Raw genomic sequence first — 20,757 nt, 5'->3', positions numbered from 1 at the left:
TCTCAGGTTTGCACGGAGTAGGACGGTTCCAGTTCGGGGCGCTTTTCGTCGCGGCCCCATACATAGGAGGTATCGTGGTCGCGCCAATCGGTGGTCTTGGGCACCACCGCCTGGAACGAGCAGACCGATGACGGAATAGCCTTGTCGCCCGTGCCGATGGCCGGGGTGCCGCTCTGGAATTCGCGCACCGCTTCCAGCATCTGCTTGCGAAACTCCACCACGGCCATGTCGCTGGCGCCCAGGCGATCCTGTGTGCGGTCGGCAATCGGCCCCATGGTGATCCACATCGCCACATCCTGATTGGGAAAGCCTGTGATGCCCGTGAAGTTGCCCGCCTTCATGGCCTCGCGGTCCTGCCAGAAGCGGTTGTCTTCGTTGCGCAAAGGTCGGTAGTGGCGGTCGAGGTCCACCCCGACGGTCTGGCGCAGGAACTTGCGCCAGGTCTCGGTTTCGGGCGTGCTGGCCGGGTGGCCCCAGGCGAGAAAGTAGAACGCCGTCGTGGTGTCGTCCATCGGCACATTCACGTTGGCCACGTTGTACAGATTGTTGGGCGGAACAAGCACCGTGATGGGTGCGCAGAACACCGTGCAGCGCACGTAGTCGTGCGTCGCGGCATTCTGGATGGGGCGGCGGATGGCCGCGTACCGAAAGCCGTAACCGCCCCGCTGGACCTGCATGCGCGGGGCCTTGTCCGTGGAGGGGCGAAGCCAGCTCTTGTCGGTGGCTTCGGCGCCACCCACGCGTGCCGGCATCATGTCGGACGAATGCAGACTGGAGCTGTGCGCGGAGTCGATCGCACCCTCCAGGACCTGCGCCCAATTGCACGGCAGGACCACCTTGGCGATGGACACGCGAGTGTCCGCGGTGGGTGCCCAGGGCGGGGGCACGAAGTCCGGCGCTTCGTCCGGCGGGCCGAACCAAGCCCACACCATGCCTCCCCATTCCTGCACCCGATACGCTTTGTGCTTGACCTTTTCAGCCAGTCCGCTGGCGGCCGGCTCGGACACCATTTCCAGAACGGTGCCTGCCACATCCATCTTCCAGCCGTGGTACAGGCAACGCAGGCCGCCTTCCTCATTGCGTCCGTAGACCAGCGACACGCGCCGGTGCGGACATCGCTCGTCGAGCACGCCCACGCGGCCGTCCGAGTCGCGGAACACCACCAGGTCCTCGCCCAGGACACGGGCCTTGACGGGGGCGCCATCGGCGTCCGCCACTTCTTCGGTCAGGCAGACCGGCAGCCAGTGCCGCCGCATGAGCTGGCCCATGGGCGCTGTGCCAACGACGCGGCAGAGCAATTCGTTTTCTTCTGGCGAGATCATGAGAGCGTCTCCAATCAGCGGGGCTGAAGCACCGGCGTTTCGCGGGCAATCTGGAATATTCTTAGTGATCTAAGTATATGGTGCTGCCGCGGGCATGGCAAGCGCGCGAACCTATCACGCGCCGGTTCGAATCGAACGGCGTTCCGGGATACGCGTCGGAGAGCGGAAAGCTGGGCGCGGCCTCAGCGGATGGCGGCGTAGCGCTGTTCCATTTCCTGGCGCATGGTCTTGCGCAGGCTGGCGGCGGCGTGGCGGCGCCTCTCGTCGGGCGTGCCGGGCTCCAGCGGCGGCACGGCCTTGGGCTTGCCGCTGTCGTCCACCGCCACCATCGTGAAGAAGCAGCTGTTCACGTGGCGCTCTTCCTGCGTGCGGATGTTCTCGGCGATCACCTTGATGCCGATCTCCATCGACGAGGTGCCGGTGTGGTTGACCGCCGCCAGAAAGGTGAGCAGCTCGCCCACGTGGATGGGTTGGCGGAACATCACCTGGTCCACGCTGAGCGTGACCACGTACGACGACGCATAGCGGCTGGCGCAGGCAAAGGCGACCTGGTCGAGCAGCTTCAACACGTTGCCGCCATGCACCTTGCCGGAGAAGTTGGCGGTGTCGGGGGTCATCAGCACCGTCATGCTGAGTTGGTGGCGGGGCAGTTCCATCGTGTGTTCAGATCGAGGGGTCTTCGGGAATGAGGTCCGACGCGGCGCGCAGGCCTTCGGCTTCGGTGCGGTAGAGCTGCAGCCGAGGGCTTTCGTTCAAATGGCCCGCGCGGCGCAACACATTTTCCACCGGCAGCTTGATGCCCACCAGGTGCAGCGTGATGCGCTGGTCGTCGAGCTGTTCGCGCAAACGGCCGAAGGCCTCGGCACCGGTGGCATCGATCCGGTTGATCGGGTGGGCGACCCACATCACGTGTTGCGTATCGGGGTGGGTGCTGAGATGTTCCGCGATGGCGCGCTCGAAGGCGTTGGCGGTCGCGAAGTCCAGCGCCGCGTCCATGCGCAAGGCGAACATGCCCGGTGCCAGAGGCGGCAGTTGCCAGAGGTGGCGGTCGCGCAGGCTGCCGTCGGGGTGCAAGCCGATTTCGATGATGCGCGGGTGCAGCCGCAGGTAGAGGAAGTGCGACAAGGCCATGAGCACGCCGGCCAGCACGCCCCAGTACAGGCGCGGCGCGGCCAGCACGGTGACGGCGAAGGTGATTCCCGCGATCACCGCCTCCACGCGAGAGACCTTCCAGAGATAGGTGAAGGCGCGGGGCTTGATCAAGCCGATCACCGCCACCAGCACGATGGCGGCCAGCACCGCCATGGGCACATGGTGCAGCAAGGGCATGAACAGCAGCAGCGAGATGAGCACCACCGCCACCATGAAGAGCGTGGCCCAGCCCGACTTCGCACCGGCGTAGAGGTTGAGCGCGGAGCGTGAGAACGACGAGCTGGTGGGGAAGGCGCCGCTGAAACCGGCGGCCAGTTTGGCCAGACCCTGGCCGATCAGGTCCTGGTCCTGGTCCCAGCGCTGGCCGCGCTGACCGTTGTCCACCTTCGCGCTGGAGGCCGTCTCCAGGAAACTGACCAACGTGATCACCAGGGTTGGAACCACCAACTGGCCCAGCGTGGACCAACCCGGCCAGTCGGGCCAGTACAAGGCAGGCAGACCTTGGGGCAGCGTGCCGACGACCGCGCCACCGTGGGCTTCGAAACCCACGGCGTAGCTGATGCCGCCGCTGACCGCCATCACCAGCAACACCGTGGGAAAGCCGGGCCGCCAGCGGCGCGCCAGCACCAGCAGCGCCAGGCTGAGCACCCCGAACGCGAGCGAGGGCAGGTGCAGCGAGGGCTGCGCGAGCAGCGCGTCCCAGGCGCCGAACCCCAGCAAGGCCGGCAGCTGCGACGCGATGATGAGCACCGCGGCCGCCTGCGTGAACGCCATCAGCACCGGCGAATTGACCAGATTGAGCAGCCAACCGAAGCGCGCGAAGCCCAGCGCGATCTGCAGCAGGCCGGTGAGCAGGCACAGCCACACGGCCAGGGCGATCCATTGCGGGCTGCCGGGTTCGGCCAGACCGCTGAGCGAGGCGCCCACGAGCAGGCACGTCAGCGCCGTGGGGCCGACGGACAAGCGCGGCGAAGCGCTGAACAGCACCGCGATCAGTGCCGGCAGCAGCGTGGCGTAGATGCCGGTGACCAGGGGCATGCCCGCCAGCGCGGCGTAGGCCACGCCTTGAGGAATGACCATCAGGCCGACCGTGAGTCCGGCCAGGGCTTCACCCCGGAGCAGACCGGCATCGGGGCGGGGCCAACGGAGAAACGGAAATACACGGTGCAGGCGGGACATGGGCCGATCGTAAGGGTTTCGGGAGGAAGCCCTCGCGCCACAGCGAACTTGCAACGCTCGCTCAGACCGGGGTAACCTGAGCACCGAGCCACGCGGCCAACTCCTCGCTGCCGCGCCTTTCGATTCCTCAGGAGGACTTTCCATGCAGCTCATCTTCTCGGCCGGCCTCATCGTGCTGGTGGTCCTGTGGGGCGTGATCGCCCCGGCCTCGCTGGACGCGGTGTTCGATACCGTGCTGGCCGTGATCACGCGCGACTTCGGCTGGCTCTATCTCTGGGTGGTGCTGGGGCTGGTGGTGTTCGCGCTGGTACTGGCGTTCAGCCGCTATGGCGACCTCAAGCTCGGCGGCGAAGACGATGAGCCCGAGTTCTCCATGGGCAGCTGGTTCTCCATGCTGTTCGCGGCCGGCATGGGCATCGGCCTGGTGTTCTGGGGCGTGGCCGAGCCGATCTCGCACTACGGCGCGCCACCGCCCGGCATCGCGGCGAACACCCCCGAGGCAGCCAACGCGGCCATGCGCTACAGCTTTTTCCACTGGGGCCTGCATCCCTGGGCGGTCTACAGCGTGGTGGCGCTGGCGATCGCCTTCTTCCAGTTCCGCCGAAACGGTTCGGCGTTGGTGAGCACGGCGGTGGAGGCCCTGCCCTGGGCACCGATGCGCCGGCTCGGTCCTCTGGTGAACGTGCTGGCGGTGATCGCCACCGCCTTCGGCGTGGCGGCCTCGCTGGGCATGGGGGCGCTGCAGATCAATAGCGGCCTGCATGCGCTGCTGGGCCTGCCAGTGAGCGAGCTCTCGCAGATCGGCATCATCGTGGTGACCACGTTGGCATTTCTGACCTCGGCCGTGAGCGGTGTCGGCAGAGGCATCAAGTGGCTCTCCAGCATCAATCTGGTCTTGGCCAGCCTGCTGGCGCTGGTGGTGTTCGTGGTCGGGCCGACGGTGGTCATCATCGACGCCTTCACGTCCACACTGGGTAGCTACGTGAGCGAATTCGTGCGCATGAGCTTGCGCATGACCCCCTTCCGCGACAGCACCTGGGTCGGCGGCTGGACCATCTTTTATTGGGCCTGGTGGGTGAGCTGGTCGCCTTTCGTGGGTCTGTTCATTGCGCGCGTGTCGCGTGGCCGAACCATCCGCGAATTCATCCTCGGCACCATGCTCGCGCCCAGCCTGGCTGCCTTCGTCTGGTTCTCGGTGTTTGGTGGCACCGCACTGCATCTGGAAATCGTGCAAGGTGTTCCCGTGGCCGAAGCGGTGCGTGCAGACGTGTCCACCGCGCTGTTCGCGTTGTTCCAGGCCTTGCCGCTGAGCACCTTGATGTCGGGCGTGGCGACGGTGGTCGTGCTGCTCTTCTTCGTCACCTCGGGCGACTCGGCCACGCTGGTGCTCGGCATGATGAGTACCGGGGGCGAAGGCGACCCCAGCGCGCGGGTGAAAATTGTCTGGGGCCTGCTGATCTCGGGTATTGCCATCAGCCTGTTGCTGGCCGGCGGATTGCAAGCGGTGCAGACGGCGACCATCGTGTTCGCCTTGCCGTTCTCGCTGGTGATCGTGCTCATGGGCATTGCGCTGTGGCGGGGCGTGCGCGACGACCATGACGAAGAGCAGCGGCGCGATCGGGCATTGCGCCGGCGCATGCGGGAAGTCTTGAAATGAGGTTAGGCTTGCGCGTCCATGACCACTGAACTGGCCCTGGCCTTCGGCAAAAGTTTCCTGTTTGCCTTCGCGGCCCTTCTCCCCATTCTGAACCCGGCCGCCACCGCGCCGATCTTCCTGAGCCTGACCGAAGGCGCGTCGCCCTCGATCCGCACCACGCTGGCGCGGCGCATTGCGCGCAACATGTTCGCGCTCATGGTGGGCTCGATGCTGGTGGGTTCGTATGTGCTCGATTTCTTCGGCATCTCGCTGGCGATCGTGCGCGTGGGCGGGGGGCTCATCGTGGCCTCGTCCGCGTGGAAGCTGCTCACCACGGACCACCTCTCCGAAGACAGCCGCGTGTCCCTGGCCGAAGCCTTCACGCCCGAACGTGCGCGCCGCCAGGCGTTCTACCCGCTCACGTTTCCGATCAGTTGCGGGCCGGGCTCCATCGCCGCGGCGATCACCGTGGGGGTGTCGCTGCACAGTCCGCGCATCGGCATTCAGCTGGCCCATGTGGGCGGTGGCATCGTGGCCCTGTTCGCCATCGGCATCCTGCTGTATCTGGCGTTCCGTTATGCGCAGCGCCTGCTGCGGCCCCTGGGCGAGGCCGGCACCATCATCTTCCTGCGCCTCTCGGCTTTCATCCTGCTGTGCCTGGGGGTGCAGATCGTGTGGGACGGTGTGAGCGAGTTGTTGCGCAGCGTCTGGCCGGTCGCGCCCGTCTGAAGGGGCGTTGCGCCACTTACCGCAACACGTCGCGGATCGAGGGATCCTTGTCGAATTGGGCCTTGGCATAGGGGCACAGCGCGATCACCTTGGTCTGCGTCTTGCGCGCCCAGGCCACGAGCGCGTCGAGCAGCTGGCGCCCAACGCCCTGGCCCTTCAGGCGATCGTCGACCTCGGTGTGGTCGATCACGATCAGCGTGTCGTTGGTGCGGCTGTAAGTCATTTCGGCCAGGCGTTCGCTGCCCTGGCGGGTGTAGAAAGCGCCTTTGGAGCCGGCCTCTTCGTGTTCGATGGTGTGTGTCGTCATGGTCGATGGACGTTGATGAATATAGGTCAGCCTCTCACGCCAGCACGTCGCGGATGGCCGCATTGCGTTCGAACTGGAGCTTCACGTAGGAACAGACAGGCACCACCTTCGTGTTCGTCTTGCGGGCCCAGGCCACCATCGCGTCCTGCAACTGCTGTGCAAGGCCATGGCCGCGCAGGCCTGGATCGACATAGGTGTGGTCGACCACGACGAGCGACGGGTTGGTTCGGCTGTAGGTCATCTCGCCGACCTGCCGGCCCTCGTGTTGGATGTGGAAGACGCCGCGCGCAGCGGTTTCCTGGTGTTGGATGGTGTGGGTGGTCATGGCAGCGAGCGCGGGTGAGGCGTTGAGGGTCGGAGGTATTACGACCCATTGAACACCATCCTGCGAGGCCCATGCGAACGGGGGGATATTCCACCCGCCTCAATGAAAAGGCCCGCAACGCGGGTTGCGGGCCTTGCGTTCGGAGCCTGGGTCAGATCTTGGCCGTGGTGATGAAGCTGTCGTAGCGCCATTCGGAGAAGCGGCTCCACAGGATCTGGTCGCGCTGGAATACGCGCATGTCCTGGTGGATCTTCTTGAACTCGGGCGACTTGGCTTCCTGCTCGGCGAACACCGCCATGGCGGCCTTGAAGCCCGCGTCCATCACGTCCTTGGTGAAGGGCTTGAGCTTGGTGCCCGCGGCCACCAGACGCTTGAGCGCCGCGGGGTTCTGGGCGTCGTACTTGGCGGTCATGTCGCGCGCGGCCACGGCCCCAGCGGCGCGCACGATCGCCTTGTTCTCGGCCGAGAGCGCGTCGAACGCCTTCTTGTTGATGAAGAACTCCAGCTCGGCACCACCCTCCCACCAGCCTGGGTAGTAGTAGAAGGGAGCAACCTTGTGAAAGCCCAGCTTTTCATCGTCGAACGGGCCGACAAATTCGGTGGCGTCGAGTTGGCCCTTCTCGAGCGACTGGTAGACCTCGCCCGCGGGCATGTTCTGCGCCACCACGCCCAGCTTGGCCATGGTGTCGCCGAACAGGCCGCCACCCAGGCGCATTTTCAGGCCCTTCAAGTCGGCCACCGACTTGATTTCCTTGCGGTACCAGCCGCCCATTTGCGTGCCGGTATTGCCAGAGCTCATGGAGACGATGTTGTACTTGGCGTAGAACTCGTCCATGAGCTTGCGGCCGTTGCCGTGCTCCATCCAGGCGTCCATGTGGCGCGCGGTCAGGCCGAAGGGCACGGCACAGCCGAAGGCGAAGATGGGGCTCTTGCCGGTGAAGTAGTAGGGCGCGGTCTGTGCCATTTCGATGGTGCTGTCCTGGATCGCGTCGACCACGCCGAAGGCCGGCACGATTTCGCCGGCCGCGTGCACCGATACTTCGAACTTGCCGCTGGACAGGGCCTTCACGGTTTCCGAGAATTTCTCGGCTGAACCGAAGATGGTGGGCAGCGATTTGGGGAAGCTGGACGCAAGGCGCCAGCGGACGGCCGCCTGGGCGTGAACGGCGGGAGCGGCACCAGCGGTCAGAACGCCTGCGATGCCCGCGTGTTTGATGAGGGAACGACGGTCCATTGAAAAATGTCTCCGAGGGTTGAACAAAACAGCGGGTTCGACGCCCGCCAACGGGAACGCCGAGCGTACTCCATGCCCCGAGACCTTTGCGCGCACCGGTGGCCTTTTCTTTGCTCTCAGCTCGGGAGCAGAGATGCCAGATCGAAGCTGATGCGCTGTCCCATGTCGCCTCGGTGACGCAGGGCGAGTTCCTTTGGTGGCAGGGTCACTGCCAATGGAGCCACATGATGCACAAGCTCCGCTTTCGCCGCCATACCGAGATCGAAGAGCAGAGCGTGCGACTGGCTCGCCCGTACCACCTGCCAAGTGTTCTGATGCAAGTCACCCAGGCGTTTCAGGGCGATCGTTGGATCTTGGCCTGGCTTGTTGAGCGCTTTGAGTAGCCTGATGATGCGGGTGCCACGGAGTTCTGTGTCGGTCAGGCCATCGTCTTTCGTCGCGGGCTGTTCCGTTCCGAGGGATCGCCTCTTCCTTCGGGTGTGAGCGCACTGTCTGGGACAATGGCGCTTTGCCCAAGCGACCCTGTCCTGCGCATGCCATCCCCCACCGAAGAGATCTCCCGCGCTGACACCGGCGCATCTGACAGCCCCGCGCCCGTGGCCGGTCCGATCGCGCGCGAGGCGCTCGCGCTGGCGGCGTTCGACCACGTCGTGGCGCACGCCTTGGGCTACCGCGCGCGGCCCGGCCAGCGCGAGATGGCGGCCCACATCGCCCACACCCTTTCGGGTGTGACGCTGGGTGACGGCGCGGTGGCCAGCGACGCCGCACTGCCCGCGCGCGGCATCGCGGTGGTGCAGGCTGGCACCGGCGTGGGCAAGTCGGCGGCCTATGCGTCCACCGTCATTCCGCTGGCGCTGGCGCAGCAAAAGCGCGTGATCATCAGCACCGCTACCGTGGCCCTGCAGGAGCAGCTCATTGCCAAGGACCTGCCCGCGCTGGCCACCGCCTTGCCTGAGCCCTTCACCTATGCCTTGGCCAAAGGGCGCGGACGCTACGTGTGCCGCCTGAAGCTGGACCAGCTCAGCGGCGGCGACGCGGCCAGCGCCGACCTGTTCGAGACCGACGACAACGGCAGCGGCACCGCCGACACCAGCGCCTCCGGCCTGGCGGCGCAGGCCGTGTCTTCCGCCGCCGCGGCCGCGCGCTGGCAGGAGCGCGGCGTGCAGTACACCGCCTGGGCCAACGCGCTGGACGATGGCTCGTGGGACGGCGACCGCGACCGCCTCGACGATCCGCCCGATGGCGCGCTCTGGGGCCCCGTGGCCGCCGAGCGCCACACCTGTACCGCGCGCCACTGCCCCGCCTACAACAGCTGCAGCTACTACCGCGCGCGCGCCAGGCTCGCGCAATCGCAGGTGATCGTGGTCAACCACGATCTGCTGCTCTCCACGCTTGGCCTGCACGCATTGCCCGCGCCGCACGACTGCTACGTGGTCTTCGACGAGGCACACCACCTCGGCTCGGTCGCGCAAGGACAGTTCACCGCCTCGATGGACCTGATGCGCGGCCAGTGGCTCGACAAACTGCCGCGCGCGGTGGCCGAGGTGGCAGAGGCGATCCAGCACACGCCCACGGTCGACGTCGCCACGCACGCCAAGGAGCTCAAGAGCGCCCTGACCGAACTCGCGCGGCTGGCCATGGCGCGCATCGGCTCGCTGCCGGCGTGGCTCGATCTCACCGGCCGCAGCGCCGGCCGGCCACCCATGCGCACGGGAGATGGCTTCCAGGACGCCGGCGCGCCCGTGGTCGACCGCTTCGACGGCGGCGTGCTGCCCGCCGAGTGGCTTGACACCCTCACCCCGCTGCAGGCCCACGCCAGCAGCCTGCTCAAGGTGTTCGAATCCCTGGCCACGCAGCTCAAGGTCAACGCGCGCGAGAACCCGGGCGATGCCCCACGCTTTGCCAAGCTCTACAGCCGCCTCGGCGTGCTCGCACCCCGCCTGCAGAGCGCGCAGGAAACGGCGACCCTCTGGCTGCAGGAGGCCGGTGGCGGCCAACCCCCGCTGGCCAAGTGGCTCGAAGCCGGCGTGAGCCACGGCCTCGTCACGCTCACCGCGCACGCCTGCCCGCTGCAACCCGGCAGCCTGTTGCGCAACCAGCTGTGGAACCAGGTGCGCGCAGCGGTCGTCACCTCCGCCTCGCTCACCACCTGCGGTACCTTCGACCACTTCTTGCACGAGTCCGGCCTGGCCTACGACGACGCGGTGGCCGCGCGCGAAGTGCAAAGCCCGTTCGACCACGCACGACAGGGCCGCCTGGTGGTGGTGCAGACACAGGCCGACCCGAAGGACGTAGAGGGCTACACGCGCGAAATGCTCGCTGCGTTGATGGCCGATCTGCGCGAAGTGCAGCGCGGCGCCCTGGTGCTGTTCACTTCGCGCGCGCAGATGCGCCAGGCGCAGATGCTGCTGGAGCGCGGCGAGCACGGCGCGCTGCGCGAGCGCGTGCTGGTGCAGGGCGAGGCCTCGCGCACCGTGCTGCTGCGCCGGCACGCCGAGCGCGTGGCCGAGGGGAAACCGTCGGTGCTCTTCGGTCTGCAATCGTTTGGTGAAGGGCTTGATTTGCCGGGCGAGTTGTGCGAGTGGGTCTTCATCACCAAACTGCCGTTCGCCTCGCCCAGCGACCCGGTGGGCCAGGCACGCGCCGATTGGCTCAAGAGCCAGGGCCGCGACCCGTTCAGCGAACTCGTGGTGCCGGCCACCGGCGCTCGCCTGCTGCAATGGACCGGCCGCGCGCTGCGCACCGAGAGCGACGAAGCGGTGGTCGTTTGCTACGATGCCCGCTTGCTGCGCCAGTCGTACGGGCGGCGCATGCTCAAGGGCTTGCCACCCTACCGGCTGCAGCGCCGCGTCGACGGTGTGCTGACCGACGCCTGACTTCTTCACACACAAGAAAGCCACACCCCATGATCTTCACCGTCCTCAAACTGGTCCACGTTCTTGCCGTTGTGCTCTGGGTCGGTGGCATGGCCTTCGCGCACTTCTTCCTGCGGCCCGCCGCGCAGACGCTGGAGCCACCGGTGCGCCTGCGCCTGCTGCACGCAGTGATGCAGCGCTTCTTCTCTGCCGTGCTCGTCGCGGCCCTGGTCGTGCTGGTGTCGGGTGTGTGGATGATCGGCAACGCGGCCAAGACGTCGGTGCAGGCTGGCCTCGGGTTCAACATGCCGCTGGACTGGACCCTCATGGCCACGCTGGGCATTGTGATGATCGCCATCTTCGGCCACATCCGCTTCGCGCTGTTCAAGCGCCTCACGCGCGCCGTGCAGGCCAGCGACTGGCCTGCGGGCGGCAAGGCCATGGCCTCCATTCGCACCTGGGTGTTCGTCAACCTGTGCATCGGCATCGCCATCATCGGCGTGACCTTGCTGATGGGCTGAGATCCATCCGCAGAAGCTGAGGCCGTGGTGTTGCACCAGCGCAGGTTCTGGATGGCCGCTCTGCTGTCCATCCTGTTGCAAGGCTGTGCCCTGCCACCGCTGGACGGGCGCAGCGAAACGCAGGCCCTGCCGCCGGCCGAAGCCGCCAGCACCCCGCTGGGGCAGGCGTTGGCGGCCCAGACGCAGGCCCACGCAGGCCAGTCCGGCATTCTCCCGCTGGCCGATGCGCTGGAATCGTTCGCGGCGCGTGTGTTGCTGGTGCGCGCGGCGCAGCGCACGCTGGATGTGCAGTACTACATCTGGCGCGACGATGTCACCGGCAAGCTGTTGCTCGAAGCCTTGCGCGAAGCCGCGGAACGCGGCGTGCGCGTGCGCCTGCTGCTCGACGACAACGGCGTGTCCATGGACGACCGGCTTCTCGCGCTCGACCAGCACCCGCAGATCGATGTGCGTCTGTTCAATCCCTTCTCCATCCGCCAGCCCAAGGCACTGGGCTACCTCACGCATTTCAGCCGCGCCAACCGGCGCATGCACAACAAGGCGCTGGTGGCGGACAACCAGGCCGCCATCGTGGGTGGGCGCAACGTGGGCGACGAGTATTTCGGCGCCACCGACGGCGTGTTGTTCGCCGATCTCGACGTGCTTGCCATTGGCGCCGTGGTGCCCGACCTGTCGACCGATTTCGACCGCTATTGGGCCAGCGCGTCCTCGTACCCCATCGACCGCATCGTGACCGCGCCCCGCGTGGCGCAGGTGCCCGTGGCGAACGCCGAGCGCGACCCGCGCGCCGCGCGTTACGTCGAAGCCTTGCGCCGGTCGCGCTTCGTGCCGGAGATGCTGTCGGGCCGGCTGGCGCCCGAATGGGCGCGCGTGGAGATGGTGAGCGACGACCCGCGCAAGGGCCTGGGGCTGGCGGAGAAGGAAGGCCTGGTGACCCACCAGTTGGCCGAGGTGCTGGCCCGCCCGCCCGTGCAATCGCTCGACCTGGTGTCGCCGTACTTCGTGCCCACGGCGGCGGGCGTGGACGTCTTCGCCAGGCTGGCGTCCCAAGGAGTGCGCGTGCGCATTCTCACCAACGCGCTGGAAGCCACCGACGTGTCGGCCGTGCACTCGGGCTACGCGCGTTACCGCAAGGACTTGCTGCGCGCTGGCGTCGAGCTCTACGAAATGCGGCGCGGCGCGGTCGGGCCAGAGAAGAGCGGTGTGTTCGGCAGTTCGGGCTCCAGCCTGCACGCCAAAACCTTCGGCGTCGATGGTGAGCGCGTGTTCGTCGGCTCCATGAACTTCGACCCACGCTCGGCGCACCTCAACACCGAACTCGGCTTCATCATCGACAGCCGCGTGCTGGCGGAGGCGGTGGGCCGTGCGTTCGACACCGAGATCCGCGCGGCGGCCTATGCGGTGCGGCTGGACGAGCAGGGCGATCTGGTGTGGATCGAATACCGCGACGGGCAGGAGATCCGACACACGCGCGAGCCGGGCAGCTCGCTGGGCAGCCGCGTCTGGCTGGGGCTGTTGTCGGTGTTGCCGATCGAGTGGTTGCTTTAGCCGCCGGAGCGGTGACCGAGCACACGTCGCCATAGCCCTGGCAAGGCGGTGGCCAGGTCTGGGCGCGAACCCTCCAGTGTGGGCCGGTGCCCGCCGTTGGCGCGCGCGGCATCCGTGCCGAGATCGAAGCGGAAGGTGTAGTGCGGCTCCTGCCCCATGCGCAGGTCGGTCACGAACAGGCGGCTGTCGGTGGATGACAGGCTGTAGAAACCGTGCGAGAAGGCCGCCATGCGTGCAAGGTAGGGCTCGTTGCCGTGTTGCCCGAGCAGGTCCGCGCCGCGCTCGTGCACCGTCCATGCGATGCGCGAGCTGTCGTCGAGCAGCGAGTAAAAGCCCTCGCGGTACTGCGTGGGGGTGGTGGCCACGAAGCGCCAGAGCACGGTGTTGAACGGTGCGGGCGTGACCAGTAGGCCGTCGACCGCGACGCCCTCGTTCTGCAGGGAGGCGCGGGCCACCTGGGTGGCGTGCCATTGCGCACCCACGCTCCAGGCCAGGTACAGCGTGCTGATCACCAGCCCCGCGGTGTTCCACGCCAGCCCACGCGCGGACTTCAGGCGCAGCGCGGCGATCACCCCCACGATCAAGGGCACGGTGTAAGCCGGGTCGATGATGAAGACGCTGCCCACGGCGAACGGGTAGTCGCTGAACGGCTGCAGCAGCTGCGTGCCATAGACCGTCATGGTGTCGAGCAGCGGATGCGTGATGAGCACCAGCCACAGCGCCAGCCACCAGCGTTTGAACAGCGCGGCCTCGCCGTGCACGCGCGAGACGATCCACGCGAGCAGCGGCGCGGCCAGGGTGAGCACGAACAGCGCGTGGCTTTCGGCGCGGTGGCGCGTCATGTTGAGGATGGCGTCGCCGTGGTCGATGAAGGCATCGAGGTCGGGCAGCGTGCCGCCGATGGCACCCCACAACGCGGCTTTCCACACCGCGGTGCGGCGGCCCATCACGGCCACACCCACGGCCGAGCCGAGGGCAATCTGGGTCAAGGAATCCATGCGGCGAGCTTAGCCGCTGACGGGAACCTCAGGCCTGCACGGCAATCGGAAAGCTCGCGCGCAGGCCATCGCTGCCCGGTGCAAACGGCACGGTGACGGCGGCTCGGTCCGCTTCGTTCAGACGACGCCAGATGCCGTCGCGTTGATTGCCCGGGTCGCCTGCCACGTAGAGCTGGGTGGTGAGCAGTTCCTGGCGGTCCAGCTTCACCTTGACGTGGATGTGTGGCGTGCGGCCGGTGTAGGGCACGGGCTTCAAGGTGCGGAAGCGGTAGCGCCCGTCGCGTCCCACGGCGACCTGGCCAAAGCCCTGGAACGCCGGGTCGGCACGGTCGCCATCGCCCGGGTGGTGGTAGTGGCCCTGGTGGTCGCATTGCCAGATCTCCACCACCGCACCCGCCAGCGGCACGCCCGCGAGATCGGTCACCGTGCCCTCGACCCAGCTCGGCTGCCCCTGGCGGTACACCACCTTGCCGTTCTTCAGCAGATCGGCATCGCTGTCCGTCGGCAGCGTGACGGGGTAGAAGGGGCCCTCGGTCTGGCGCGGCGTGGGCCGCAGGTTCTTCGCTTGCGCCAGCGCGGGCGAGAGCCAGGCCGGGGCCGAGACGGCGGCGGCACTGGCGACAAGCAGATGGCGGCGGGCGAAGCTGGGCATGATGCCTCCGTGTGACAGCACGGAGGGTTGGAAGGGAAGTCTCACAGCAAGTTCCTTCGAGAGCTACTTCTTGCTCGCCATCCACGCCAGCAGCGACGAGCGCATGGCCTCTTCCACGGTCATGTCGATCGGCGTGACCCAGCTGCGCGGTACGAACACGGTATACCCACCGATCATGTAGCCCATGGGCAGATACACCCCCACATGGTCCAGCTCGGCCAGGCCGGGCGGCAAGCCGCGCATGTTCTGGCGCGTCACGAGGCCGACGATGGTCATCTCGTTGTCGGGCATCTTCAGCATCACCACCTGTTGAGGTTGCTCACCCGACTTGCTGGGCGCGAAGTAGTCGGCAAAACTCTTGAGCGACGAATAGATGCTCTTGACCACCGGCAGGTTGTTGAACGGCAGCTCCACCCAGGACAACATGCGCGCCATCACCGGCAGCGACACCAGGACGCCCAGGCCGAAGATCAGGGCCGCGCCGACCAGGATGCCCAGGCCGGGCAGGTAGAAATCTCCGACCAGCGGCCGGATGGCCCACATGGCGATGGTCTCCACCCAGACGATGAACAGGTACAGCACATAGACCGTCAGCGCCACGGGCAGGAAGGTGATCAGGCCGCGAAAAAAGGTCTGGTAAATCGGTTTCATGGGGCTTGGCGGGTGTGACGGGCGGGCGCTCGCCGCTACGCGGCAGCATATCAGCCGATCTGTTGCGCGTAATAGTGGGCCATCACAGCCAATTCGGAAGCGCCTGCCGCGCCAACGACGCACAGGGCGGCGTTGCAAATGCTCGCAATAGCAATGGCTATTGCTGCGCTTTGCGCCTTGCCCCGCACGCCGTTGACACGGCCTTCGCTCCCAAATCGACTGTGATGGCCCACTGGGCTTGCAAGCGGCGAAAATGCCCACATCTTTCAACTGTTTGTCTCTCACGGGGCAACCCTTCTGGTGCGCGCGCCAGTTCCGGAACTCCACGAGGCCAGGAGGCTCTCTCTTCCATGAACGAACTCTTCGATTTCTTCGGCCGCGTGCTGCGTGGCGTGCTCAAACTGGCCTTGGGCCTGGCCGGTCTGGTGTTTCTGCTCAGCCTGCTGCTGGCCACGCTGGTGGTCGTGCTCGGCGTGTCGATCTGGTCCTTGCTGACCGGCCGCAAGCCGGCCCCGGCCGTGCTGTTTACCCGCTTTCGCGAGTCGTCGAAGCGGTATTCGCAGGGCGCCTGGCCCACGGGGGCAGGCATGGGCCGCCGGCCCATGGGCGATGTAGTAGATGTGCAGGCCACCGAGGTGCCCGATCCGAAGCCCGCCGACAGGGCGCCGCGCTCCGGGCCGGACACCATGGCGCGCGTAGCGCGCTAACCTTCCTGGTTTGCGTCGCGCCGAGCCAATGCCGCGTCGTACAAGGCATTGCGGGGCTGGCCCGTGATCTCCGCGCACAGGCGCACGGCGGTTTTCAGCGGCAGCTCGGCCAACAGCAGATCCAGCGTGCGCAAGCTGTTCGTGTCGATGGCATCGGCGTTGTCCGCATCGGCCGCCTGCGGATGCACCACCAACACGAATTCGCCACGCCGCCGGTGCTCGCTGGCCTGCAGCCACGCGGGTACGTCTTGCGCCGGCATCTGCGCGATCTCCTCAAATTGTTTGGTCAGCTCGCGACCCACGGTCACGGGCCGCGCGCCCAGCACGGCCAGGTCCTTGGCCAGCGCCTCGATCCGGTGCGGCGCTTCCAGCAGCACGCAGGCGCGCCCATCGCCGCCGATCCGCTGCACCTCGCGCTGGCGCTCGGTGGCTTTGGGCGATAGAAAACCCGTGAACACGAAATGACCGTTCCAGCCGACGTGGCCGGTCACGCTGAGCAAGGCGGTGATGCTGCTCGCACCCGGAATCGGCACGCTGCGCAGGCCAGCCGCGTTCACGGCTGCCACCAGACGCGCGCCCGGATCGCTCACGCCAGGGGTGCCCGCATCGCTCACGTAGGCCACGCGCTGGCCTTCCTGCAGACGCTGCACCACGGCCTGCGCGGCTTCGGCCTCGTTGTGTTCGTGCAGCGCCAGCAGCGGCTTGTGCAGGCCATAGCCCTGCAGCAGCGCGGCGGTGTGGCGCGTGTCTTCGCAGGCCACGGTGTCGGCCAGCGACAGCACCTGCAGCGCGCGCAGCCCGATGTCGGCCAGATTGCCGATCGGTGTGGCCACCATGTACAACGCGCCCTGCGGATAATGCTGGTGTCCCGCCGCGTCGCGGGCCGCGGACAACAGGGATGGAGAGCTTGCAGACAATGTGGGGTTCCAGAAAACAGGAGAGGCCGGACCCAGCCGGTGCACAGACCACGAAATGCCGGGGTGACGTCGCAGAGGCCTTGGCCTTGTCGCACCTGCAGCAGCACGGCCTGAAGCTGGTGCAGCGCAACTTCAAGACCCCGGGCCGGGGTGGCGGCGAAGTCGATTTGATTATGCGCGAGCGCGACGGCACCCTGGTCTTTGTCGAGGTGCGCCACCGTGCGAGCCAGCGCCAGGGCGGCGCGGGCGCCAGCATCACCGGCGTGAAGCAGCGGCGCATCGTGTTCGCCGCGCGGCACTTTTTGCTGCGACTGGGCTCAGAACCTCCATGCCGCTTCGACGTGGTGCTGCTGGAAGGAACGCCGCTTGCCCCTGCGGCACCACCGAAACTCGAATGGATCCGAGCCGCGTTTGATGCATCCGCCGCATTTTGATACACCCCCCACCGCTATGATCGCGACATGCTTCTGCAACGCATCCAGCAACAGTTCATCGACAGCGCCGACCTGAAATACCAATGCGCGCAGTCTCTGGCGCCCCTGGTCGAGTCCGCCATTTCGGCGGTGCTGGCCAGCGTCACCGGTGGCGGCAAGGTGCTCGCGTGTGGCAACGGTGCATCGGCCTCGGCCGCACAACACTTCGCGGCCAGCTTCATGGGCCGCTACGAACGCGAGCGCCCCGAGTTGGCCGCCTTGTCCTTGGCGGCCGATGCCGCGGTGCTCACGGGCATCGCCACCGACTTCGACGGGCGCGCGGTGTTTGCGCGCCAGGTGCGCGCGCTGGGCCAGAGCGGTGACGTGCTGCTGGCGCTCTCCACCACCGGCAACTCCGCCAACGTGGTGGCCGCCGTCGAAGCCGCGCACGAGCGCGACATGATCGTGGTGGCGCTCACCGGTGCGCGCGGTGGCCGCCTGAGCCAATTGCTGCGCGATACCGACGTGCACCTGTGCGTGCCGCACGAATTGCCGGCCCGCATCCTCGAAGTGCACCACCTCGTGCTGCACTGTATTTGCGACGGTGTGGATGCCCAGTTGCTGGGCCTGCCCGACGAAACCCACATCACTATGGAGAACGCTTCATGAGCCCACAGAAGATGAACACTTCCTCACGACGCATCGCTGTCACCGCCTTGGCGGTGGCTGCCCTGGGCGCGACCTTGAGCGCCTGCGCGCCCCTCATGCTGGGTGGGGCCGCGGTCGGCGCGATCGTGGCAGTGGACCGCCGCACATCGGGTGCCCAACTGGAAGACCAGGGCATCGAGCTGCGCTCCTCCAACCGCCTGAAAGACGCGCTGGGCGACAGCAAGGCGCGCTACTCGATCAACAGCTACAACCGCCGCGTGCTGATCACCGGTGAGGCGGCGAGCGACGCCGTCAAGACGCAGATCACGCAACTGGTGACGGGCGTGGAGAACGTGCGCGAGGTCGTCAACGAGCTGGAAGTGACCAGCAGCCCCTCGTTCAAGGAGCGGGCGACCGACACCCTGATCACCGGCCGCCTGAAAGCCTCGCTGGTCGACGCCAAGGACCTCTCCGCCAGTGCTTTCAAGGTGGTGACCGAGCGTGGCACGGTGTACCTGATGGGCCGCGTGACTCAGCGCGAAGCCGACCGCGCCACCGACATCGCGCGCAATACGCAAGGCGTGGGGCGCGTCGTGCGCGTGCTGGAAATCATCAGCGAGCAGGAGTTGGCCAACCTGAACGCGCACGTGCAGCCACCGCCGGAAAGCTCGAAAAAGTAAAGACACACCAGCTCTCTCTCCGGAGCGCGTGCCCCATCCAGGAAGACCGAGGATCCGGCTCCGCCGGTCCCAGGTGTTGCCCCCTGGGGGGTGACGCCGACGGCGGCGCGGGGGGAGGCTACCTCAACCTTTTGATGAGGCTGGACGTGTCCATGCGCTGCCCGCCCATGGCCTGCACGTCGGCATAGAACTGGTCCACCAGCGCCGTCACGGGCAGGCGCGCGCCATTGCGCTTGGCCTCGTGGAGCACCAGGCCGAGGTCCTTGCGCATCCAGGCCACGGCGAAGCCGAAGTCGAATTGGTCGGCCACCATGGTCTTGCCGCGGTTGTCGAGTTGCCAGCTCTGCGCCGCGCCCTTGCCGATCACGTCGAGCACCTGGTGCATGTCCAGCCCCGCTTTCTGGCCGAAGGCGATGGCCTCGGACAGGCCCTGCACCAGGCCGGCGATGCAGACCTGGTTGACCATCTTGGTGAGCTGCCCCGCGCCGCTCTCGCCCATGCGAGTGAAGGCGCGCGAGAACGCAGTGGCCACTGGCGCAACCGTGTCGAACGCACCTGCATCGCCGCCACACATGACCGTGAGCGCCCCGTTCTGGGCACCCGCCTGGCCGCCGGAGACCGGCGCGTCGATGAACGACAGGCCCAAGGCCTTGGCCGCCGCGTAGAGCTCGCGCGCCACGTCGGCCGACGCGGTGGTGTGGTCCACGAAGATCGCACCGGGCGCCATGCCGGCGAAGGCGCCGTTGGCGCCGAGGGTGACGGCCCGCAGGTCGTCGTCGTTGCCCACGCAGGCGAACACGATGTCGGCACCCTGCGCCGCCTCGCGCGGCGTGGGCTTGTGGGCGCCGCCAAACGCAGCCGACCATGCCACGGCCTTGCCAGCGGAGCGGTTGTAGACCGTCACCGAATGCCCGGCGCGCGCCAGGTGACCTGCCATGGGATAACCCATGACCCCAAGGCCGATAAACGCCACGCGGCGCGGGGGCGTGGATTCGTAGGTGCGTTGCGCAATGCCGTTCATGGAAAGGTCTCCCGTGTGAAGTTCCAGAAATGCGGCGGAACCGGCTTTGCCGGGCCGCACGCATTGCCCCCTTGAGGGGGTGACGCGCCGCAGGCGCGGCGCAGGGGTGGGTCAAATGATCGTGAGGTGCTCGGTGCCCGCCGCCAGGTCCTGCGACTTGGCACGTTGGCTGTTGAGCTTGATCTGCAGGCGCAGGTCGTTGAGCGAGTCCGCATTGCGCAGGGCATCTTCCAGCGAAATGATGTTGGACTCGAAGGCATTGAACAGCGCCTGGTCGAAGGTCTGCATGCCCATCTGGGTGCTCTTCTTCATGATCTCCTTGATCTCGGCGACCTCGCCCTTGAAGATGAGGTCGGAAATCAGGGGTGAGTTGAGCATGATCTCGACGGCGGCATGCCGGCCTTTCGCGTCCTGGCGCGGTACCAGGCGTTGCGAGATCAGGGCGCGCAGGTTCAGCGACAGGTCCATCAGCAACTGGGAGCGGCGCTCTTCAGGGAAGAAGTTGATGATGCGGTCCAGGGCCTGGTTGGCGCTGTTGGCATGCAAGGTGGCCAGGCAGAGGTGGCCGGTTTCCGAAAACTGGATCGCATGTTCCATGGTTTCGCGGTCGCGGATCTCGCCCATGAGAATCACGTCGGGCGCCTGGCGCAGGGTGTTCTTCAGTGCGGCGTCCCAGCTGTCCGTGTCCAGGCCCACCTCGCGCTGCGTCACCACGCAGTTCTTGTGCGGGTGCACGAACTCCACCGGGTCTTCGATGGTGATGATGTGCCCCTGCGTGTGCTCGTTGCGCCAATCCACCATGGCCGCGAGCGAGGTCGATTTGCCCGACCCCGTGGCCCCCACCAGGATGCACAGCCCGCGCTTGGACAACACCACGTCCTTGAGCACCTGGGGCAGGCCGAGCTTGTCGATGGACGGCAGCACGGCGGGAATCGTGCGCAGCACCATGCCCACCTTGCCCTGCTGCACGAAGGCGCTCACGCGGAAGCGGCCGATGGCGGGCGGTGCGATCGCGAAGTTGCATTCCTTGGTGCGCTCGAACTCGGCGGCCTGCTTGTCGTTCATGATCGAACGCGCGAGGGCCAGGGTGTGCGTGGCATTCAGCGGTTGCGGCGAGACTTTGACCACCGCGCCGTCGACCTTGATCGCGGGGGGGAACTCGGCCGTGAGGAACAGGTCGCTGCCCCCCCGGCTGAGCATGAGGCGCAGCAGGTCGTTGATGAATTTCGAGGCCTGGTCGCGTTCCATGGAGGTGTCCTTGT

General features: G+C 66.9%; 22 protein-coding genes. 10 read left to right on the top strand and 12 right to left on the bottom strand.

Annotation, left to right across the window (positions count from 1 at the left end; all coding sequences use genetic code 11):
- Positions 1 to 2 precede the first annotated feature (2 nt).
- The 3 genes from F9K07_RS27585 to F9K07_RS27575 form a co-directional block, all read right to left on the bottom strand.
- Positions 3 to 1,322, bottom strand: a complete 1,320-nt coding sequence (locus F9K07_RS27585) for a Rieske 2Fe-2S domain-containing protein (RefSeq protein WP_159596431.1) — start codon at positions 1,320 to 1,322, stop codon at positions 3 to 5.
- Positions 1,323 to 1,504: 182 nt separating this feature from the next.
- Positions 1,505 to 1,978: an acyl-CoA thioesterase gene (locus F9K07_RS27580; RefSeq protein ID WP_159596430.1), complete on the bottom strand. Its 474-nt coding sequence runs from the start codon at positions 1,976 to 1,978 to the stop codon at positions 1,505 to 1,507.
- Positions 1,979 to 1,985: 7 nt separating this feature from the next.
- A complete protein-coding gene (locus F9K07_RS27575) occupies positions 1,986 to 3,653 on the bottom strand; it encodes a SulP family inorganic anion transporter (protein ID WP_159596429.1) in 1,668 nt (555 codons plus the stop codon).
- Positions 3,654 to 3,795: 142 nt separating this feature from the next.
- Between F9K07_RS27575 and F9K07_RS27570 the strand changes: the two genes are divergently transcribed.
- Together F9K07_RS27570 and F9K07_RS27565 are read left to right on the top strand one after the other, a co-directional pair.
- Positions 3,796 to 5,310, top strand: coding sequence for a BCCT family transporter (locus F9K07_RS27570; RefSeq protein ID WP_159596428.1), 1,515 nt, complete (start codon positions 3,796 to 3,798; stop codon positions 5,308 to 5,310).
- Between the two features lie 18 nt (positions 5,311 to 5,328).
- The gene (locus F9K07_RS27565) at positions 5,329 to 6,018 is read left to right on the top strand and encodes a MarC family protein (protein ID WP_159596427.1); all 690 of its coding nucleotides are present in this window, start codon (positions 5,329 to 5,331) and stop codon (positions 6,016 to 6,018) included.
- Positions 6,019 to 6,034: 16 nt separating this feature from the next.
- Here F9K07_RS27565 and F9K07_RS27560 read toward each other — a convergent pair whose 3' ends face one another.
- From F9K07_RS27560 to F9K07_RS27550, 3 genes are all read right to left on the bottom strand, one after another.
- Complete coding sequence (locus F9K07_RS27560) at positions 6,035 to 6,325, bottom strand: GNAT family N-acetyltransferase (protein ID WP_159596426.1); 291 nt, start codon at positions 6,323 to 6,325, stop codon at positions 6,035 to 6,037.
- 34 nt (positions 6,326 to 6,359) lie between these two features.
- Positions 6,360 to 6,650 carry a GNAT family N-acetyltransferase gene (locus F9K07_RS27555; RefSeq protein ID WP_159596425.1) on the bottom strand — a complete coding sequence of 97 codons (291 nt, stop codon included), beginning with the start codon at positions 6,648 to 6,650 and terminating at the stop codon, positions 6,360 to 6,362.
- Between the two features lie 151 nt (positions 6,651 to 6,801).
- Positions 6,802 to 7,884, bottom strand: a complete 1,083-nt coding sequence (locus F9K07_RS27550; protein WP_159596424.1) for a TRAP transporter substrate-binding protein — start codon at positions 7,882 to 7,884, stop codon at positions 6,802 to 6,804.
- A 224-nt stretch (positions 7,885 to 8,108) separates the two neighbouring features.
- Between F9K07_RS27550 and F9K07_RS27545 the strand changes: the two genes are divergently transcribed.
- The 4 genes from F9K07_RS27545 to F9K07_RS27530 all read left to right on the top strand — a co-directional run bounded on the left by F9K07_RS27545 (position 8,109) and on the right by F9K07_RS27530 (position 12,808).
- Positions 8,109 to 8,267, top strand: coding sequence for a hypothetical protein (locus F9K07_RS27545; RefSeq protein ID WP_159596423.1), 159 nt, complete (start codon positions 8,109 to 8,111; stop codon positions 8,265 to 8,267).
- Between the two features lie 150 nt (positions 8,268 to 8,417).
- On the top strand, positions 8,418 to 10,760 hold the full coding sequence (gene dinG / locus F9K07_RS27540; protein WP_159596422.1) for an ATP-dependent DNA helicase DinG: 2,343 nt from the start codon (positions 8,418 to 8,420) through the stop codon (positions 10,758 to 10,760).
- A 29-nt stretch (positions 10,761 to 10,789) separates the two neighbouring features.
- Complete coding sequence (locus tag F9K07_RS27535; protein ID WP_159596421.1) at positions 10,790 to 11,260, top strand: CopD family protein; 471 nt, start codon at positions 10,790 to 10,792, stop codon at positions 11,258 to 11,260.
- Between the two features lie 51 nt (positions 11,261 to 11,311).
- Positions 11,312 to 12,808 carry a phospholipase D family protein gene (locus F9K07_RS27530; protein WP_159597134.1) on the top strand — a complete coding sequence of 499 codons (1,497 nt, stop codon included), beginning with the start codon at positions 11,312 to 11,314 and terminating at the stop codon, positions 12,806 to 12,808.
- Here the strand turns inward: F9K07_RS27530 and F9K07_RS27525 are convergent.
- From F9K07_RS27525 to F9K07_RS27515, 3 genes are all read right to left on the bottom strand, one after another.
- Positions 12,805 to 13,806 (bottom strand): metal-dependent hydrolase, encoded by a 1,002-nt coding sequence (locus F9K07_RS27525; protein WP_159596420.1) that lies wholly within the window; start codon positions 13,804 to 13,806, stop codon positions 12,805 to 12,807. The genes F9K07_RS27530 and F9K07_RS27525 overlap by 4 nt on opposite strands.
- A gap of 28 nt (positions 13,807 to 13,834) precedes the next feature.
- Positions 13,835 to 14,458 carry a dioxygenase family protein gene (locus tag F9K07_RS27520; protein ID WP_159596419.1) on the bottom strand — a complete coding sequence of 208 codons (624 nt, stop codon included), beginning with the start codon at positions 14,456 to 14,458 and terminating at the stop codon, positions 13,835 to 13,837.
- Positions 14,459 to 14,521: 63 nt separating this feature from the next.
- The gene (locus F9K07_RS27515; protein ID WP_159596418.1) at positions 14,522 to 15,109 is read right to left on the bottom strand and encodes a DUF502 domain-containing protein; all 588 of its coding nucleotides are present in this window, start codon (positions 15,107 to 15,109) and stop codon (positions 14,522 to 14,524) included.
- Between the two features lie 350 nt (positions 15,110 to 15,459).
- Between F9K07_RS27515 and F9K07_RS27510 the strand changes: the two genes are divergently transcribed.
- The gene (locus tag F9K07_RS27510; RefSeq protein WP_159596417.1) at positions 15,460 to 15,816 is read left to right on the top strand and encodes a hypothetical protein; all 357 of its coding nucleotides are present in this window, start codon (positions 15,460 to 15,462) and stop codon (positions 15,814 to 15,816) included.
- Here F9K07_RS27510 and rsmI read toward each other — a convergent pair.
- Positions 15,813 to 16,733, bottom strand: a complete 921-nt coding sequence (gene rsmI, locus F9K07_RS27505; protein WP_159596416.1) for a 16S rRNA (cytidine(1402)-2'-O)-methyltransferase — start codon at positions 16,731 to 16,733, stop codon at positions 15,813 to 15,815. The genes F9K07_RS27510 and rsmI overlap by 4 nt on opposite strands.
- Between rsmI and F9K07_RS27500 the strand changes: the two genes are divergently transcribed.
- From F9K07_RS27500 to F9K07_RS27490, 3 genes are read left to right on the top strand one after another with little or no spacing between them, the layout of a single operon-like run.
- The gene (locus F9K07_RS27500; protein ID WP_159596415.1) at positions 16,733 to 17,167 is read left to right on the top strand and encodes a YraN family protein; all 435 of its coding nucleotides are present in this window, start codon (positions 16,733 to 16,735) and stop codon (positions 17,165 to 17,167) included. The genes rsmI and F9K07_RS27500 overlap by 1 nt on opposite strands.
- Positions 17,168 to 17,194: 27 nt before the next feature.
- Positions 17,195 to 17,815 carry an SIS domain-containing protein gene (locus F9K07_RS27495; protein ID WP_159596414.1) on the top strand — a complete coding sequence of 207 codons (621 nt, stop codon included), beginning with the start codon at positions 17,195 to 17,197 and terminating at the stop codon, positions 17,813 to 17,815.
- Positions 17,812 to 18,474: a BON domain-containing protein gene (locus tag F9K07_RS27490; RefSeq protein ID WP_159596413.1), complete on the top strand. Its 663-nt coding sequence runs from the start codon at positions 17,812 to 17,814 to the stop codon at positions 18,472 to 18,474. The genes F9K07_RS27495 and F9K07_RS27490 overlap by 4 nt, the downstream gene beginning before the upstream one ends.
- Before the next feature lie 118 nt (positions 18,475 to 18,592).
- On the opposite strand, the gene F9K07_RS27485 is transcribed toward F9K07_RS27490, so the two are convergent.
- Both F9K07_RS27485 and F9K07_RS27480 read right to left on the bottom strand, forming a co-directional pair.
- Positions 18,593 to 19,495 carry an NAD(P)-dependent oxidoreductase gene (locus F9K07_RS27485; protein ID WP_159596412.1) on the bottom strand — a complete coding sequence of 301 codons (903 nt, stop codon included), beginning with the start codon at positions 19,493 to 19,495 and terminating at the stop codon, positions 18,593 to 18,595.
- Between the two features lie 111 nt (positions 19,496 to 19,606).
- Positions 19,607 to 20,743, bottom strand: a complete 1,137-nt coding sequence (locus F9K07_RS27480) for a PilT/PilU family type 4a pilus ATPase (protein ID WP_159596411.1) — start codon at positions 20,741 to 20,743, stop codon at positions 19,607 to 19,609.
- Between the last annotated feature and the right edge of the window lie 14 nt (positions 20,744 to 20,757).

Source organism: Hydrogenophaga sp. BPS33, assembly GCF_009859475.1.
Lineage (GTDB): Bacteria > Pseudomonadota > Gammaproteobacteria > Burkholderiales > Burkholderiaceae_C > Hydrogenophaga.
This window is presented reverse-complemented; position numbering and strand designations above follow the sequence as displayed.

Bases quoted from the DNA above. Each gene is read 5' to 3' on its own strand.
- F9K07_RS27585 (WP_159596431.1), bottom strand. From the start codon at position 1,322: ATGATCTCGCCAGAAGAAAACGAATTGCTCTGCCGCGTCGTTGGCACA.
- F9K07_RS27580 (WP_159596430.1), bottom strand. From the start codon at position 1,978: ATGGAACTGCCCCGCCACCAACTCAGCATGACGGTGCTGATGACCCCC.
- F9K07_RS27575 (WP_159596429.1), bottom strand. From the start codon at position 3,653: ATGTCCCGCCTGCACCGTGTATTTCCGTTTCTCCGTTGGCCCCGCCCC.
- F9K07_RS27570 (WP_159596428.1), top strand. From the start codon at position 3,796: ATGCAGCTCATCTTCTCGGCCGGCCTCATCGTGCTGGTGGTCCTGTGG.
- F9K07_RS27565 (WP_159596427.1), top strand. From the start codon at position 5,329: ATGACCACTGAACTGGCCCTGGCCTTCGGCAAAAGTTTCCTGTTTGCC.
- F9K07_RS27560 (WP_159596426.1), bottom strand. From the start codon at position 6,325: ATGACGACACACACCATCGAACACGAAGAGGCCGGCTCCAAAGGCGCT.
- F9K07_RS27555 (WP_159596425.1), bottom strand. From the start codon at position 6,650: ATGACCACCCACACCATCCAACACCAGGAAACCGCTGCGCGCGGCGTC.
- F9K07_RS27550 (WP_159596424.1), bottom strand. From the start codon at position 7,884: ATGGACCGTCGTTCCCTCATCAAACACGCGGGCATCGCAGGCGTTCTG.
- F9K07_RS27545 (WP_159596423.1), top strand. From the start codon at position 8,109: ATGATGCACAAGCTCCGCTTTCGCCGCCATACCGAGATCGAAGAGCAG.
- dinG (WP_159596422.1), top strand. From the start codon at position 8,418: ATGCCATCCCCCACCGAAGAGATCTCCCGCGCTGACACCGGCGCATCT.
- F9K07_RS27535 (WP_159596421.1), top strand. From the start codon at position 10,790: ATGATCTTCACCGTCCTCAAACTGGTCCACGTTCTTGCCGTTGTGCTC.
- F9K07_RS27530 (WP_159597134.1), top strand. From the start codon at position 11,312: ATGGCCGCTCTGCTGTCCATCCTGTTGCAAGGCTGTGCCCTGCCACCG.
- F9K07_RS27525 (WP_159596420.1), bottom strand. From the start codon at position 13,806: ATGGATTCCTTGACCCAGATTGCCCTCGGCTCGGCCGTGGGTGTGGCC.
- F9K07_RS27520 (WP_159596419.1), bottom strand. From the start codon at position 14,458: ATGCCCAGCTTCGCCCGCCGCCATCTGCTTGTCGCCAGTGCCGCCGCC.
- F9K07_RS27515 (WP_159596418.1), bottom strand. From the start codon at position 15,109: ATGAAACCGATTTACCAGACCTTTTTTCGCGGCCTGATCACCTTCCTG.
- F9K07_RS27510 (WP_159596417.1), top strand. From the start codon at position 15,460: ATGAACGAACTCTTCGATTTCTTCGGCCGCGTGCTGCGTGGCGTGCTC.
- F9K07_RS27500 (WP_159596415.1), top strand. From the start codon at position 16,733: ATGTGGGGTTCCAGAAAACAGGAGAGGCCGGACCCAGCCGGTGCACAG.
- F9K07_RS27495 (WP_159596414.1), top strand. From the start codon at position 17,195: ATGCTTCTGCAACGCATCCAGCAACAGTTCATCGACAGCGCCGACCTG.
- F9K07_RS27490 (WP_159596413.1), top strand. From the start codon at position 17,812: ATGAGCCCACAGAAGATGAACACTTCCTCACGACGCATCGCTGTCACC.
- F9K07_RS27485 (WP_159596412.1), bottom strand. From the start codon at position 19,495: ATGAACGGCATTGCGCAACGCACCTACGAATCCACGCCCCCGCGCCGC.
- F9K07_RS27480 (WP_159596411.1), bottom strand. From the start codon at position 20,743: ATGGAACGCGACCAGGCCTCGAAATTCATCAACGACCTGCTGCGCCTC.